This window comes from Sphingopyxis sp. FD7 (assembly GCF_003609835.1).
GTDB lineage: Bacteria > Pseudomonadota > Alphaproteobacteria > Sphingomonadales > Sphingomonadaceae > Sphingopyxis.
On record NZ_AP017898.1, the window covers coordinates 3,577,510 to 3,592,970 of the forward strand.

The following is a 15,461-nucleotide window of genomic DNA, read 5'->3' on the forward strand; positions in this document are numbered from 1 at the left end:
TGGATAGGGGTTTGGCACGTGCCTTGCTTTTATTCAAATGGCGGCCAAGCCTTCCCGCTTGGCCTCTGGATTGCCTGTTAAACGTGGAGAGGCACAAATGGGTACTTGTGGATCTGTTAAGAAAAGACCGTCGTCCTGGAAGACAGACGACATTCTGGCACTCGTGAATGAGCAGGAAGGATATATCGACCCGAGGATATATACCGACGAGGATCTCTACCAGCTGGAGCTTGAGCAGATTTTTGCTCGTTCTTGGCTGCTCTTGTGCCACGAAACTCACATACCCAATCCCGGCGACTATCTGGCCGCCTACATGGGCGAAGATCCCGTAGTCGTGGTTCGCCAGAAGGACATGTCGATCAAGGTGTTTCTCAACCAGTGCCGTCATCGCGGCATGCGAATCTGTCGCGACGATGGAGGAAACGCCAAGTCGTTCACTTGCAGTTACCATGGGTGGGCATTCGATATCGCCGGAAGCCTCGTCAATGTCCCGTACGAGAAGGAAGCCTATTACAACGAACTCGACAAGGAGCGCTGGAGCCCGATCCAGGCACGCGTGGACACCTATAAGGGGCTGGTTTTCGCGAACTGGGATCGTGAAGCCCCGTCGCTGATTGAATATCTCAGCGACGCGACTCCTTACATGGACCACATGCTCGATCGGACCGAGGCGGGCACTGAGGCCGTGATCGGCATGCAGAAATGGGTCCTGCCCTGCAATTGGAAGTTCGCTGCCGAGCAGTTCGGGAGCGACATGTACCATGCCGGAACCGTATCGCATCTCTCTGGCGTGCTCGCAGGTCTACCGGCCGATATGGATCTCGGCGACGCTCAGATCCCTACAAATGGCGTACAGTTCCGTGCGAAGTGGGGCGGTCATGGTACGGGTTTCTTCATCGATCAACCCGGAATTCTCGAAGCGATCATGGGGCCGAAAATCACTAAGTACTGGACCGAGGGCCCGGCCGCCGAAAAAGCGGCGCAACGTCTGGGAGGCGAACTGCGAGGCAGCCGCCTGATGGCCCAGCACATGACGATTTTCCCGACTTGCTCGTTCCTTCCCGGAATCAATACGGTCAGGACCTGGCAGCCGCGAGGTCCGCACGAGACCGAGGCATGGATCTTCGTTGTGGTTCCTGCCGACGCTCCGGAGGAGATCAAAGACGAATTCCGCAAGCAAACCGTCCGGACATTCTCGGCCGGGGGCGTGTTCGAACAAGATGACGGCGATAACTGGGTGGAGATCCAGCGCGTGCTGCGAGGCGCGGTGGCAAGGTCTCAGGTACTCAACACCCAGATGGGCCTCGGCCATTCGCGAACCGACCATCCCGATTATTCCGGGATCATTTCCAACGTTTACGCAGAGGAATCCGCTCGCGGCTTCTACACCCAATGGCGCCGGATGATGACCGAGCCATCGTGGAACACGCTGGCTCCGACGGCCTGAGTTCCTCACGTCCAAAATGACCGTTGGCACGGCGCAGTCGATGGCAACGGTCCCGAAATCGAGAGATTGCTCATGACAACCCTGCTTGCAGAAACTTCGCGGCGCCTTGCCAACTCGGTGGATTCCGAGACCCAGCACATGGTGGAACAGTTCTACTATCTCGAGTCCGCCCTCCTCGACAGTCGTGACTATGATGAATGGCTCGATCTGTTCACTGAGGACATGCATTATTACATGCCGATCCGGCGCAATCAGACGCGCAGGAACAAGGATGCCGAGTTCTACGAAGATGGGGCCTTTGCCCACTTTGACGACGACATGACGACGATGCGTGGGCGAATCCGCAAGGCAACGTCCGATCTGAGCTGGTGTGAGAATCCCGGCTCTCGAACGCGACACGTGATTACCAATGTGATCGTGCGCAAGGGAGCCGACGCTAATACTTTCGAGGTCAGCGCGGCGTTCGTTGTCTATCGCAATCGCCAGGAACGTCAGACGGATTTCTTCGTCGGTGAACGGCGAGACACGTTGCGAATTGCTGACACAGAATTCGGTTTCAGCATCGCCAAGAGGACCATCCTTCTGGATCAGGCGACGGTGCTCGCCAACAACATCAGCGTGTTCTTCTAGAGCACAGAACCGGACCGGGCTTGCGTGACGAATTCGCCTCTCCCGAATGCGTTGGCCCGGTCCGGACAGGATGGCTTTCTCAGGATCCACATCGTCGAACTTGATGCGACAGTTCAGATCGGAAAGGCCGAAACCGTTTATTCAGCGATCCGAGGCCTCTTTGGGCAGAGGCAAGCTCGAGGTTGCCTGCATGGCGGATGCGGCTTGTGCCTGATTGGCGTCCTGCGTGGACAGGTCAATCAACTAGGCCCGATGAGCCGGGATAAGCTCCAGACTGTTTCACTCGCATCGAAAGCCAAATTGGCGTGCAGGATAGGTGCTGCAACAGATCTCGAAATCGAACTTGGCCCAAGATTGCGGCGCTGCGGCGCACCACAGACATAGTGAGAAATTTAGTAGGAGGATTGGATGTCGATCGTACGCCTTGGGCATGTCCAGATCAAAGTGATGAACATTGATGAGGCTGTTGACCACTACACCAACATTGTTGGGATGAGCGTCACGGCTACCGAGTCCGACGGAAAGGTCTATCTGAAGTGCTGGGATGAGTGGGACAAATATTCATTGATCCTCGAACCTTCTGAGAGCGCAGGACTGGACCACCTGGCGTTCAAAGTGGCGACTGATGCTGACCTGGACAACCTCGCCAATCGGATCGCCGGACACGGGCGTAAAGTAGAAGTACTTAGCCCGGGTGACATTTCCGGGTGCGGTCGCGCGATTGCATTTGAATTGCCTAGCTCTCACCGCGTCGTGCTTTTCGCAGAGAAGGAATTGCTTGGAACCGAGGTCGGCGACATCAATCCGCACCCCTGGCCCGACGGCATTCACGGCATTGGCGTGCATTGGCTCGATCACCTTGCGCTCGTCTGTGAGTTCGACCCTGCAAGGGGCATCAACACAGTGGCCGACAATGCCCGGTTCATGCAAGAAGCGCTGGATTTCAAGCTCACCGAGCAGTGCCTTGCCGGGCCTGATGGATCCCTGCAACTGGCTGCTTTTCTGACGCGCAGCAATACACCTCATGACATCGCCTTCGTGCCTGGTCCTACCTCGGGCCTGCATCACATCGCCTTCTATCTCGAAGACTGGAACTCGGTCTTGAAGGCTGCAGACATCGTTGCAAAGTCGGGCAAGCAACCGAGTCTCACACCAAATCGTCATGGCATGACGCGCGGCGCCACATTCTACATGTTTGATCCTTCAGGAAACAGGAACGAGACCTTTGCCGGACTGGGCTATCTGGCCGCGCAGGATCGACCGGTCGTAACTTGGACCGAGGACCAGCTTGATCGTGGCTTGTTCTTTCTTGGGGGCGAAAACCGCTCATTCCTGGAAGTGTACAGCTGAACCTGTCTCGGGAAATGCCCGTACGGCGCGATCAGTGGTATGAATCCTGCGGCGTGTTGCATTCACTACCGGTGATTGCCTTCCACTTGTAAGTGAACTGCCGCCTGGAAAGCCCCAGGCGGCGGGCAGCCTGCGACTTGTTGCCTTTCGAGCGGCGCAGGGCTAGCTCGAACAGCGCACGCTCATGGGCTTCCAGTGGAAGGTCTGCATCGAAAATTCGAGCGTAGGCCATTTGCAACGCAGGGCTGGAGTCCATGCGGAACTGCCCTTTGCTGTCTAGAAGCAAGCCTTCTGGATCAGGAAGGATCCCTCCGGCGAAGAGGTGTTCGAGTTCGATCCAGGTGTCCGGCATGGCAAGCAGGACTCCGCGCTCGATCAGATTCTCGAGCTCTCGAACATTGCCCGGAAACCTGTGCGTCATGAGGGCGTCCATGGCGCGATCGGACATGCCACGCAAAGACTTGCGATAGCGCTTGGAAAGGCGCTCAACCAATTCTGAGACGAGCAACGGAATATCACTACGTCTTTCTCGAAGCGGGGGAATCGTCACTGTAAAGGTCGATAGACGGTAGTAGAGATCCAGTCTGAAGCGGCCTTCATCGACGGCCTTTTTCAGGTCGACGTTGGTTGCAGCCAGGATCCGGACGTCAACCTTGCTGGTCGTACTATCGCCTAGACGGTCAACCTCGCCGTTCTGGATGACCCGAAGCAGTTTCACTTGCGCTGACAAAGGCAGATCACCGATTTCGTCGAGCAGGATAGTGCCGCCACTTGCGCGCTCGAACCTTCCTGCACGGTCCAGCGTTGCACCGGTATAGGCACCCTTCCGTACGCCGAACAGTTCGGATTCGATAAGGTCCATGGGGATTGCCGCGCAATTGACCGCCACAAAGGGTTCGCTCTTCCTCTCGCTGTTGTCGTGAAGCCAGCGAGCAAAAACTTCCTTCCCTACCCCGGATTCTCCCAGCAAGAGGACATTGATGGGACTGGCCGCAGCGATCTTGAGCTGCTCAAATGCTGATCGGAAAGCTTGCGAATTGCCAACGAGATCGCACTTTTCGTCGTGCGAACGGGATATTTCCGCGCTTCTCAGGCGATCGAGTTCACTTTCCATTGCTGAAGTTGTTGGGTCTTCCGGTCCAAAATCATCGCGGTGATCGTGCCAATCTTCGGCTGGCTTTCCGACGAACCTGCAGCAACTGTCGCCTTTTCCCACACATTCCACTTCACGGAATACAATATACCTGCGCAAGAAGCGGCTGGTGTAGCCTGAAGCGTGACCGGCGAGAGACCAGCAGACCGGCCCCTCACTCTGTCCGAATTGCTGAATGTATGATTCCGCTTCCCATGACGCAGACCGCACAACTTCGCCGCGGAAGATCCCTTCCTTCCAGTCTATCTCACTGCTGACGATTTCGGCCTTGCCATTGCCTTCGAACGAATAGAGCTCCGGTCCGATCTTGAAAACATCCATCGGATCACCGCTGCCGAGCATCTTGTGGGCGAGTTCGGCATCGCGCTGTCCGGCGCTGTAGCCAGTTCTGAACAGGAGGCTTCGGGTGCGGTTTTCACCGAGCGACTCGTATAGTTCCTTGCGCAGTTCCGCCAGGGCGCTCGCGTGCAGCAGCAGCATCCGGCTTTCCTCCAGCCAGATATCGCCGCGAGTGAAGTCAATCCGTAGTTTGTTGAGGAGGTCGAATTGCTCGATCAGGTTTTCGTCTGCCATCTCCCGCTCCCTTCTTTTGAGGGTCTGAGGGACATGGCCCTAGCGATACGCGCGGTGCAGCCACCATGACATGGATCAATTTTGAACGACGTGTACAAATTTGTCGCAGGCCGTGTCTGCGGAGGATGTAGTGAACGTCAATTGGGATGTGGAAGCAATGACAGGAGAGCGGTCAAACCGATCTTGGAGGTTGGAAAAACGGACGCAGCGATCTTACGAGTGCTGGGGGCCAAAGGCTTCGTTCTCAATTCGAGCTGCGCAAGCCCGCAACTTGAGCAACAATTCCGCATCGCCAATCGCTGTTTTTGAGCCCTGCGCCTGCGAAACAGAAATCGCCGAGAGTACGTCGCCGTTCGCGTTGCGGATAGGAACAGCCAAACATCGCAATCCGATCGCAATCTCTCCATCGTCGACGGCAAAGCCCTGTTTACGGATCAATTCAAGCTCATCTGCCAATTGGATGGGATCGGTAATGGTTCGATCCGTCAGGGCCACAAAAGGACCTCCTGCAAGGTAAGCGCCCCTTTCGAGATCGGGAAGATTCGCCAGCAGGATCTTGCCGATACCAGAGCAGTAGGCTTCGAGCTGCATGCCAATACGCGTGAACAGATTGCCGGACCCGCGACCTGTCTTGATTCGGTAAGTGACCATCTCGTTTTCCAGAGTTCCAAGCTGGACGACGCTCTTCACTTGCATTGCGAGTGCATGGAGGATGGGGGCAGCCACGTTGGCGATCAGCTGCTTCTCGTCCAGTTTGTGCAATAGGCCCAATAGTCGTGAGCCTGCGACATGACGCCCGTTGCCAGAGGGCTTCAAATATCCTTCGGCAACAAGTGTGGTTATCTGCCGATGCGCAGTAGCAGGGGGAATTCCAGTCGATTCAGCCAGCGCAGTTACGTTGCTACGCCCCCCGTCGGCGATCACAGCGTCCAGCATCGCCAGTGTACGCTTTAGTGACGAGAGCTGCGGCGTTCTATTTCTCATTATATGAGACATAGGCCAAACCGGTCACTAGTGCAAAGGATGCGATCAATCTAACGGGAAAAAAACGACGACAGGACACGATGAATGGCGACTCCCAGCCTCGATGATCTCGCACGGCGATTGCGCGATGCCTACGATGGCGGTGCGGTCGAACCGTTGCGCGACGGTCTCTCCCCTGAGGATGCTGACTGCGCATATGCAATACAGGAGATTAACACCCGATATTGGGTAAAGCAGGGTCGGCGTATCGTTGGACGCAAGGCTGGCCTGACCGCCAAGGCGGTGCAGCAGCAGCTGGGGGTCGACCAGCCCGATTTCGGCGTGCTGTTCGAAGACATGCAAGTGTCTGATGGCGGCAGACTCGATCCCTTTCGTTGTTTGCAAGCCAAGGCTGAGGCCGAAATCGCCTTTATTCTCGGGGCTGACTTGCCTTCTCCGGTTTCCACCCCTGCCGAGGTAGCCGCTGCCGTTTCTACGGTGCATGCCGCAATCGAGATCGTCGACAGCCGAATTGCCGACTGGAAGATCACCTTTGCGGACACCGTGGCCGACAACGGCTCCTCGGCCTTTTTTTTGCTGGCGGAGCAGGGCTTGCCAATTGACGGGCTCGATCTGGCGAACGCAACCATGGAAATGACCGTGAACGGTCGGACTGCGTCGACTGGCATCGGCGCTGCTGTTCTTGGGAATCCGCTCAATGCAGCGGTGTGGCTTGCACAAACGCTGGCAAGGCGTGGTGCTCCCTTGCAAGCAGGAGATATCCTTTTGGCCGGCGCGCTTGGTCCAATGGTGGCTCTGAAAAAAGGTGATCACGTTCGCGCCGAAATCGCCGGGATCGGTGCCTGTTCCTTCACATTCACAGGAGCCTGATTATGGGCAAGATCAAGGTTGCAATCATCGGATCTGGTAACATTGGCACCGATTTGATGATCAAGGTGTTGCGCCTGTCCAAGGTGCTGGAAATGGGCGTGATGGTGGGAATTGACCCCGCCTCTGACGGGCTGGCCCGAGCAAGCCGTATGGGCGTTGCGACGACCCATGAGGGTATCGACGGGCTGATCGCAATGCCCGAATTCGCCGATGTGGAAATCGTCTTTGACGCCACTTCTGCCGGCGCTCACAAGCGCAACAACGAACTTGTCCAGGCCGCTGGCAAGCGCATGGTCGACCTGACCCCGGCAGCGATCGGCCCCTATGTGATCCCGCCGGTCAACGGCGAGAGCTGCCTCGACGCCAGTAACGTCAACATGGTGACCTGCGGAGGCCAAGCGACGATTCCGATTGTCGCAGCGGTGAACCGGGTGGCCAAGGTACATTATGGCGAAATTGTTGCTTCGATCAGTTCGAAAAGCGCTGGTCCGGGGACTCGAGCCAATATCGATGAGTTCACCGAAACCACCAGCCAGGCGATCATGGACGTCGGCGGGGCAACCCGCGGCAAGGCGATCATCATCCTAAACCCGGCCGAACCGCCGCTGATCATGCGCGATACGGTCTATTGCCTGTGCGAGGACGCTGATCAGGACGCGATCCGCAAAAGCGTGGAAGACATGGTTGCTGAAGTACAGACCTACGTCCCCGGCTACCGGATGAAGCAGGCCGTGCAGTTCGAACACATTGGTTCCAACCGCCCGCTGCGTATCCCCGAAATGGACGGGGAATTCACAGGCCTCAAGGTCAGCGTGTTTCTCGAGGTCGAGGGCGCAGCACACTATCTGCCCGCTTATGCCGGCAACCTCGACATCATGACCTCTGCGGCGCTCAAGACCGCCGAGAAGATCGCCAGGCGCATGCACGAAGGAGTCGCGGCATGACTTTCGACCCCAGCACCCAGAAGCTTTATATCCAGGACGTCACCCTGCGTGACGGGATGCACGCGATCCGCCACCAGTACGGCCTCGATCACGTGCAGGCGATTGCCCGCGCGCTCGACCGCGCCGGGGTCGATGCGATCGAGGTCGCCCATGGCGACGGCTTGCAGGGCTCCAGTTTCAACTATGGCTTTGGCGCTCATACCGATTGGGACTGGATCGGCGCGGTGGCCGAAGTTCTTGAACGATCCGTCCTGACTACGCTACTGCTGCCTGGCATCGGCACGGTCCACGACCTAAAGCATGCTTATGAAATGGGTGTGCGTTCTGTTCGTATCGCAACACACTGCACCGAGGCGGACGTCAGCAAACAACATATCGAAGCTGCCCGAAATCTCGGCATGGATGTTTCCGGCTTCCTCATGATGAGCCACATGAGTGATCCCGATGCATTGGCCCAGCAGGCAGTTTTGATGGAAAGCTATGGTGCGCACTGTGTTTACGTCACCGACAGTGGCGGGGCCATGACGATGGACCAATATGCTGCCCGCCTTGCCGCATATGACAAAGTTCTCAAAACCGAAACCCAGCGCGGTGTGCATGCGCACCACAACCTCTCGCTGGGCGTCGCCAACTCGATCGTGGCAGTCCAAGGCGGCGCTTTGCGTGTCGACGCCAGTCTCGCGGGGATGGGCGCGGGCGCGGGCAATGCACCGCTGGAAGTCTTCATTGCTGCTGCCGACCGGATGGGCTGGAATCACGGCTGCGACCTGTTCGCGCTCATGGATGCAGCAGAAGAACTGGTACGTCCGTTGCAAGATCGGCCGGTCCAGGTCGATCGTGAAACACTGACGCTCGGCTATGCCGGCGTCTATTCTTCGTTCCTGCGCCATGCCGAAAAGGCATCGTCCGAATACGGCATCGATACGCGTTCAATCCTTGTCGAACTCGGTCGAAGAAAGATGGTCGGTGGGCAGGAAGACATGATTGTCGATGTGGCGCTGGACATGCTGCAGGGCACGTGAAGCCCAAACTGCTCGGCAAGCCGTTGCATGGCAATCGAAATCTATCAACTCCGATACGCTGTTGTAACGGCGGACGCGAAGAGCTTCTCGCGCGCGGCTGCCTCACTTAACGTGAAGCAAATCACATTAAGTCGCAAAGTCCAGCAGCTTGAGGATCGGCTCGGCATCAAGCTGTTCGAGCGGACCACACGCGGCGCCGAAGTGACCGAGAACGGCAAGGTCTTTATCGAGCAGGCACGCCGAATCGTCACCGACATCGACAACCTGCGGACAACGGCCCGCAATGTCAGCTACGGCCTCGAAGGCAAGCTGGCGGTCGGCTACTGCTCACCGCTGATGTCGGGCAATTTGAGGCTAGCTTTCAAGGACTATCTATCACGCTTTCCCGATGTGCAATTCGATGGCATCGAGGCGGGTCCGGAAAAGTTGCTGCAGGGCCTGCAAACGCAGACGATGGATGTTGCGGTGGCGCCGACCGGGCTTGATGAGCCAGGCCTCAAGTCGCGGCCATTGTGGTCGGAGCGCCTGTTTGTGGCCCATCTTGAGGACAGTAGGCTCGCGACCAAGGAGCGCATTTACTGGCAGGATCTGCGCGGCGAGGTGTTCGTCGTGCCCGGAGGTGGTCTCGGACCGGTCATCGGCAATTTGGTTTCCGCGCGGCTGACCGAACAGGGGTTTCGTCCTGCAGTGATCTACCAGGATACCAGCCACGAAAGCGTCCTCTCGATGATCTGCGCCCGGCGCTATATCTCGGTGGCGACCGAAGCCTCGCAGGGCGTTGCATGGCCGGATCTCAGGTTCAGCGAGATCTATGACATGTCCGGCCCTGCCCGCCTCGAATTCGCGCTCTACTGGCGCGGGGACAATGCCAACCCCGCCTTGAAGCGCTTCTTCAGCCTGATCGAGGAACGCTATCCGGGCTGACTGGCACGCCGCGCCTTGGCATAACTGCGGTCGGTCGCAATGAACTTCTCGATCATCGGTGCGATCAGCCGCTCAGGGGGCGGTGCGCCCTTGCTCTCACCCTGGTTGAGCGCCACGCAATAGGCGGCAAGCTCGCGGTGCAGCCGAGCTGGAAGTTCGATGGTGAGCCTGACCGGCTTTTCATCGGCAAGATCTGACAGTTTCAGCCGGGTCATCATTCACCTCCGAGCACGAGGTCGCGGGTGACCAGCACCCGCACCGGATATCCCGGACGGATGGTGAGCGTCGGACGGATGTTCAACTCGCGGCTGACAATCTGCTCACCGGCGCGGTTGACGCTGTCCTGTCCGCCCCGCCTGATGGCGCGGGCAAGATCGGTGTCATTGCCCGAACCGATCTCGGAGCCGACCCCGAGCAGGGTCGATACCAGCGCGGCCTTGAGCACCCCGCCCCAGTGATAGTCGGTGCCGTCCTGCAAGCCGGCAAAGCCCGAGGGGTCCGAAGCGGGCTGGCGGTCGAGCACGATCGAGCGGCCATCGGGGAGGATCAGCCGGTTCCAGGCGAGCAGCACGCGGCTCTGCCCAAAGGCCACGTCGGCGTCATAGTCACCGATCAGCCGCGAGCCTTGCGGAATCAGCAGGATGTGCCCGGTCGGACTGTCATAGACATTCTGGGTCACTTGCGCGGTGACCAGGCCCGGCAGGTCCGAGCGGATCCCGGTGATGAGCGCAGCCGGAATCACCGATCCGGCCTGAAGGACGTTCGCCGAGACCAGCCCGGCAAGCCGTTCGCCCGACATTGTGCGCCTGTCACTGGCGCGTTCGAGGAAGGCCTGGCGCCGGTCAGCTTCACTTTTCGGTCCCGCAGGCGGTGCAGCCGATGCGGCTGCCTCGGCCATCGCAGGCACCCCGGCGAGGCCAGTTGCTCCACCGCCTGGAGCGCCACCGTCGAAGAACAGGCGGCTGCCGCGCGCTGCTTCGCGTTCCTGCTCGGCTCGCTGGCGCGCGGCCTCGGCGGCAGTGGCGGTAGGATCGGGCGGTGATGGCGGCGGAACGGCACTTGATGGCGGCAGGGCAGCCACATCGCCGCGCTGCTGTGCATCGAGGATCGGCTTGCCAAGATCGCCAGGCAGCGGCGGCCCAAGCTTTGGCACCTGACCATAGTCTCTGGGCGCACCGGCGAGCGTGTCGGCCACCGCGACGCCTTCGGTGTTGTAGAGTTCCTCGCCCTTCTTGCTGCCCTGCGGCTGCAGCGCATAGATCAGCGCCCCGCCGACGAGCGCAAACCCGCAGGCCGAGGCAATGCCGATTGCCTTGCGTGACAGCCGCATGACCCGCGGCGGATCGCCGCGCAGGCGCACGCTGGTCTCGGGATCGGCGAGAGCTTCGGCGGGTTCGGCCGGTTCAGCGTCCGTCATGCCCGCCCCCTGCTCTTGGCGATGATCCGCACCTTGACCTGGCCCCGGCGCGATCCGAGCCGCAGTTCGGCGGCGGCGAACAGCCGGTCGACGATCATGAACCGGCCCGCAACACGGTAATTGACCAGCTCAGCTTCGCCCTTGGGACCAAGCACGAACAGCGGCGGCAGTTCGGTCCGGGCGATGCCCTCGGGAAATTCGATGAAGGTCTGCCGGCCGTCATCGAAGACGCGCAAGGGGCGCCAGTCGGGCTTGTCGCCTTCGACCTTGTAGCGAAAGTTGAGGCTGGCAAGGTCCATTCCCGCCGCCACCGGCGAGGCCCGCTCTGCTTCGGCGCTGGCCTGCCGCAACGCGATCAGCTGGTCCTGCGGATAGGTCCAGGAGACCGAGGCCATGTAGACCGAAGGGTTGGCGCGCAGCTCGAGATGGTAGGTGCGCCGGTCTGTGTTGATCACGAGATTGGTCGCGATGTCGGGGCGAACGGGCTTGACCAGGATATGCACGCGCGCTGCCGGACCGATCCCGCTTGTCGTATCGCCGATCATCCAGCGCACGGTGTCGCCGGCTGCGACCGGACCTGCGCCGACCAGCTGCTCGCCTTCCTGCAACGCGATGTCGGTCACCTGTCCGGGCTTGGCGTAGATCTGGTAGAGCGCGCCTTCGGTATAGGGGAAGACCTGGATCGCGTTCACGAACCCGCTGCCATCGGGCTGGACCCGCGCTGCCTCCATTGCCGCTCCCACCCGGTCCTGCAGAGTGGGGCGACTCTGGGACGGGCGGGAGCGACCCGCGGCCCGGGGAGGGGTTGGCCGCGGAAGGGGCTGGAGCTGGCCGGGAAGAGGCAGCGGCACGGGAATGGCGACCACCGTCTCGGCCGGGACGGATAGGGGCGCCTGCGCCGCCTCGCTGCGCGGCGCAGGCGCTGCAGGCGCGGCCGCGATTTGCGGGCGGGCCTGCGATGGCATGGTGATGACAGTGCTCGCAGCGAGCATGGCGAGGGTCGCCGCGCACCGGGTGCGCAAAAGCGTGCTGATCATGATCCGAGTTCCTTCGACCAGTTGATGGCGTTGACGAAGATGCCGAGCGGATTCTTGCGCAGGGCATCGGGGGTGCGGGGTGTCTGGAGCGCGATGGTGAGGATCGCGGTCCAGCGGCTCGTTTCGGCAAGGCTGCCGTCGCGGTAGCGCCGTTCGACCCAGGCGACCCGGAAGCTGGTCGGCGAAGCGCGGATCACGCTCGTGACATCGACGCCCACCTGTTCGCGTCCTACAGCCAAGAACGGATCGTTGGTCCGCGCATAGTCATTGAGCGCAAGCGCGCCCTTGTCGGTGGCAAAGTCATAGGCGCGCAGCCAGTTCTGCCGCACAACGATGGGATCGTCGGGCACGGCGCGCACCTGTTCGATGAACCGCGCAAGGTGGAAGGCGATCTGCGGATCGCTCGGGCTATAGCCCGCATCAGCGGCAGCCACCGCCTGCGCTTCGCCGAGCTTGTCGACCTGGACCACCCAGGGGACGATCGACCCACGAGCGCCCTGCCAGATGATCCCGGCGGTAAGGCAGGTGGAAAGACCGAGCGCACCGAAGAAGGCGAGCCGCCAGCTGCGGGCCTGGACGCGGGCCGACCCGATCCGGTCGTCCCAGACCTGTGCGGCGCGCTGGTAGGGTGTTTCGGGCTCGGGGGTCTTGCCGTAGCGGATCGAGGGGCGTCGAAACATGCGTTCAGTCCTTTGTCGAGGTGTCGATGGAAGCGCCGCCGCCATGGCTGTCGCCGGCCTTGAGCGTGTGCGCAGCGATGGTGGCGCTGTGGGTGATCGCTTGCCGGTCCTTCAGCGCCTTGGCCCAGGCGGGTTGACCCTGGTCAGCGGCAGCGGGCGGCGCCGGTGGAGGCGTGTTCGGTCCCGGGGTGATTGTTCCGCCGGTGTTGGTAACAGCAGCCCGGCTACCCTCGCGGAACGACTGCTTCATGGAATCGCCCGCCTTGCGCAGCGGCGAAGTTGCGGCGCCGACGGTGGCATCGCCAACCGCCGCCATGCCCGAACCGACGGCAGAAGCACCCGACTTGCCTGCCGAGCCCAGCGCATAGGCCATGGTTGCGCCGCCCGCCGCGCGCGATGTGCCGTGCGCGACATTGGAAGCCGCGCTGGCAACGGCGCCGCCGGCAAGCTTGGCCCCCGCGACCGCGCCGACCGCTGCGCCGCCTGCAAGGAGCGCGGTACCAGCAGCAGCGCCAGCCCCAAGCTGCGGCCCGCCCGAGACGATGCCGTTGGCGATGCCTGGACCGAAAATGCCGAGGCCGAGGAGAGTGAGGCTCGCGAGCACAATCGACAAGGCGTCTTCGATCGTCGGTTCGCCCGGAATGGCGGAAGTGAACTCGGTGAAGATGGTCGAGCCGATGCCGATGATCACCGCGAGCACCAGCACCTTGATGCCTGAGGAGACGACATTGCCGAGCACGCGTTCGGCCATGAAGGCGGTCTTGCCGAACAGGCCGAAGGGGATCAGCACGAAGCCCGCGAGCGTCGTGAGCTTGAACTCGATCAGGGTGACGAAGAGCTGGATCGAGAGGATGAAGAAGGCGATGATCACCAGCGCCCAGGCGACGAGCAGGATCACGATCTGCAGGAAATTCTCGAAGAAGCTGACAAAGCCCATGAGATCCGAGATCGCCTCGAGCATGGGATAGGCGGCATCGAGACCGACCTGCGCGACCCGGCCGGGTTGCAACAGCTCGGCGGCGGTAAAGCCGGTCCCGCTGGCTTTGAGGCCAAGTCCGGCGAAGCTTTCGAAGACGATCCGGGCGAGGCTGTTCCAGTTGCCGATGATGTAGGCGAATATGCCGACAAACAGCGTCTTCTTGACCAGACGGGCGAGGATGTCGTCGCTCTCGCCCCAGGTCCAGAACAGCGCGGCAAGCGTCACATCGATCACGATAAGCGTGGTCGCAATGAAGGCGACCTCGCCCGAGAGCAGGCCGAAGCCGGAATCGATATAGCGCGAGAAGATGTCGAGGAAGCGGTCGACGACGCCGGTGCCACCCATGTCAGTTCGCCTTTGTCGCTGGGGGTTGGTCGGTCACAGGGATGTTCGCATCATCCGGGACTTGCGCCTCCTCCGGGGCAGGATCGACATCGACCCCAAGGAACCGCCGCCGCTTTTCGGCCCAGGCCGCGCGGCAATCGGGCGAGGACAGCGCGAGTTCGCCCATCGCCGCGCAGGCCTTGATCTGTCCGGGGAGCGGATCGCCGTCGGGCTCGAAGACGGTGATGGATTGCGGTGGCGGCGGCCCGGGCTCCTCGCGCAGGTCGAGCACGGTCATGGTCAGCGCCACGGCCACGAAGGCCCCGGCTCCGATCCGCGCGAAGAGCCTGGTGTCCATGCGCCTCAGTTCCGGTACATCTGCGCGTTGGCCGGGACGTATCCACGCCCCGGCGCGAGGAAGCGGCGCAGCTGCTCGCGGGCCTGGGCCTTGGCGGCAGCGGCATTGGCGGCGTCAAGTGACTGCGCCCGGTTCATGGCCGCAATCGTCGCGATGAGGTCGGCAAGCTGCTGCGACTGGAGCGCGAGCAACTGGTTGCCCGCCTGGGATGCCTGCAGCGCACCGGTCGCCGACTGGCTGGCGGTGACCAGTGTCTGGACTGCATTGCGCGCGCCTTCGATATTTCCGACCGCACCGGCCTGGACCTTGAGGGCATCCTCGAAGGCGGCGACACTGTTCTTCCAGCGCTCTTCGGCGCCCTGCACCATCTCGCGCTGGCTGCCGGTGAGATTGTGGCCGGAATACTGGCGCGCGAACTCGGTCTCGATCTGCTGGACATCGAAAGAGATTCGCTGCGCCTGCGCGAGGAGTTGCTGGGTCTGACGGATCTGCTGCTGGAGCGGTTCCAGCATCGTTGTCGGCAGGCTGGCAAGATTGCGCGCCTCGTTGATCAGCGAGGTCGCCTGGTTCTGCAGCTGACTGATCTGGTTGTTGATCTGCTCGAGCGTGCGCGCGGCGGTGAGCACGTTCTGCGCATAGTTCGAGGGGTCGTAGACGATCCCGCCGAACTGGGCATAGGCCGGGGCCGGAATCAGTGCGGTCGCGGAGAGCGACAGGATCGCGGCACCGGCGGCGAGCGCTTGGGCAAAGCGGGGAATTTTCATGGGGC

Annotated in this window: 17 protein-coding genes; 8 read left to right on the forward strand and 9 right to left on the reverse strand. The window is 60.9% G+C overall.

Translation table 11 applies throughout. The features are described from left to right. The first annotated feature begins 163 nt into the window (after positions 1–163). The 4 genes from SPYCA_RS17310 (at position 164) to SPYCA_RS17325 (ending at position 3,427) form a co-directional block, all read left to right on the forward strand. Positions 164–1,447, forward strand: coding sequence for an aromatic ring-hydroxylating dioxygenase subunit alpha (locus SPYCA_RS17310; protein WP_269462431.1), 1,284 nt, complete (start codon positions 164–166; stop codon positions 1,445–1,447). 72 nt (positions 1,448–1,519) lie between these two features. Continuing rightward, positions 1,520–2,077 (forward strand): aromatic-ring-hydroxylating dioxygenase subunit beta, encoded by a 558-nt coding sequence (locus SPYCA_RS17315; RefSeq protein WP_120221959.1) that lies wholly within the window; start codon positions 1,520–1,522, stop codon positions 2,075–2,077. Positions 2,078–2,101: 24 nt separating this feature from the next. Beyond that, positions 2,102–2,461, forward strand: a complete 360-nt coding sequence (locus SPYCA_RS19810) for a 2Fe-2S iron-sulfur cluster binding domain-containing protein (RefSeq protein WP_120221960.1) — start codon at positions 2,102–2,104, stop codon at positions 2,459–2,461. 24 nt (positions 2,462–2,485) lie between these two features. Continuing rightward, on the forward strand, positions 2,486–3,427 hold the full coding sequence (locus SPYCA_RS17325; protein WP_120221961.1) for a catechol 2,3-dioxygenase: 942 nt from the start codon (positions 2,486–2,488) through the stop codon (positions 3,425–3,427). A 31-nt stretch (positions 3,428–3,458) separates the two neighbouring features. Here SPYCA_RS17325 and SPYCA_RS17330 read toward each other — a convergent pair whose 3' ends face one another. Further along, complete coding sequence (locus SPYCA_RS17330; RefSeq protein ID WP_120221962.1) at positions 3,459–5,153, reverse strand: sigma-54-dependent Fis family transcriptional regulator; 1,695 nt, start codon at positions 5,151–5,153, stop codon at positions 3,459–3,461. A gap of 213 nt (positions 5,154–5,366) precedes the next feature. After that, positions 5,367–6,149 carry an IclR family transcriptional regulator gene (locus SPYCA_RS17335; RefSeq protein ID WP_331852511.1) on the reverse strand — a complete coding sequence of 261 codons (783 nt, stop codon included), beginning with the start codon at positions 6,147–6,149 and terminating at the stop codon, positions 5,367–5,369. Positions 6,150–6,221: 72 nt separating this feature from the next. On the opposite strand from SPYCA_RS17335, the gene SPYCA_RS17340 reads away from it, so the two are divergent. Genes SPYCA_RS17340 through SPYCA_RS17355 form a run of 4 tightly spaced genes read left to right on the forward strand, consistent with a single transcriptional unit; the run spans position 6,222 to position 9,897 of the window. Further along, positions 6,222–7,007, forward strand: coding sequence for a 2-keto-4-pentenoate hydratase (locus tag SPYCA_RS17340; RefSeq protein ID WP_120221963.1), 786 nt, complete (start codon positions 6,222–6,224; stop codon positions 7,005–7,007). Positions 7,008–7,009: 2 nt separating this feature from the next. Further along, a complete protein-coding gene (locus SPYCA_RS17345; RefSeq protein WP_120221964.1) occupies positions 7,010–7,951 on the forward strand; it encodes an acetaldehyde dehydrogenase (acetylating) in 942 nt (313 codons plus the stop codon). Next, positions 7,948–8,973, forward strand: coding sequence for a 4-hydroxy-2-oxovalerate aldolase (gene dmpG / locus SPYCA_RS17350; RefSeq protein WP_120221965.1), 1,026 nt, complete (start codon positions 7,948–7,950; stop codon positions 8,971–8,973). The genes SPYCA_RS17345 and dmpG overlap by 4 nt, the downstream gene beginning before the upstream one ends. Positions 8,974–9,000: 27 nt before the next feature. Then, positions 9,001–9,897 (forward strand): LysR substrate-binding domain-containing protein, encoded by an 897-nt coding sequence (locus SPYCA_RS17355; protein ID WP_120221966.1) that lies wholly within the window; start codon positions 9,001–9,003, stop codon positions 9,895–9,897. Here SPYCA_RS17355 and SPYCA_RS17360 read toward each other — a convergent pair. The 7 genes from SPYCA_RS17360 to trbJ are packed head-to-tail and all read right to left on the reverse strand — an operon-like array spanning position 9,885 to position 15,456. Next, the gene (locus tag SPYCA_RS17360; protein WP_120222420.1) at positions 9,885–10,112 is read right to left on the reverse strand and encodes a DUF2274 domain-containing protein; all 228 of its coding nucleotides are present in this window, start codon (positions 10,110–10,112) and stop codon (positions 9,885–9,887) included. The genes SPYCA_RS17355 and SPYCA_RS17360 overlap by 13 nt on opposite strands. Continuing rightward, positions 10,112–11,314 carry a TrbI/VirB10 family protein gene (locus SPYCA_RS17365; RefSeq protein ID WP_120221967.1) on the reverse strand — a complete coding sequence of 401 codons (1,203 nt, stop codon included), beginning with the start codon at positions 11,312–11,314 and terminating at the stop codon, positions 10,112–10,114. Before SPYCA_RS17365 ends, SPYCA_RS17360 begins: the two co-directional genes overlap by 1 nt. Next, the gene (gene trbG / locus SPYCA_RS17370) at positions 11,311–12,351 is read right to left on the reverse strand and encodes a P-type conjugative transfer protein TrbG (RefSeq protein ID WP_232003400.1); all 1,041 of its coding nucleotides are present in this window, start codon (positions 12,349–12,351) and stop codon (positions 11,311–11,313) included. The genes SPYCA_RS17365 and trbG overlap by 4 nt, the downstream gene beginning before the upstream one ends. Next, on the reverse strand, positions 12,348–13,031 hold the full coding sequence (gene trbF, locus SPYCA_RS17375) for a conjugal transfer protein TrbF (RefSeq protein WP_120221968.1): 684 nt from the start codon (positions 13,029–13,031) through the stop codon (positions 12,348–12,350). The genes trbG and trbF overlap by 4 nt, the downstream gene beginning before the upstream one ends. Positions 13,032–13,035: 4 nt before the next feature. Then, positions 13,036–14,355, reverse strand: a complete 1,320-nt coding sequence (trbL, locus tag SPYCA_RS17380; RefSeq protein ID WP_120221969.1) for a P-type conjugative transfer protein TrbL — start codon at positions 14,353–14,355, stop codon at positions 13,036–13,038. Position 14,356: 1 nt separating this feature from the next. Beyond that, the gene (gene trbK-alt, locus SPYCA_RS17385) at positions 14,357–14,692 is read right to left on the reverse strand and encodes a putative entry exclusion protein TrbK-alt (protein ID WP_120221970.1); all 336 of its coding nucleotides are present in this window, start codon (positions 14,690–14,692) and stop codon (positions 14,357–14,359) included. Positions 14,693–14,697: 5 nt separating this feature from the next. Then, positions 14,698–15,456, reverse strand: a complete 759-nt coding sequence (trbJ, locus tag SPYCA_RS17390) for a P-type conjugative transfer protein TrbJ (RefSeq protein WP_120221971.1) — start codon at positions 15,454–15,456, stop codon at positions 14,698–14,700. Positions 15,457–15,461 lie beyond the last annotated feature (5 nt).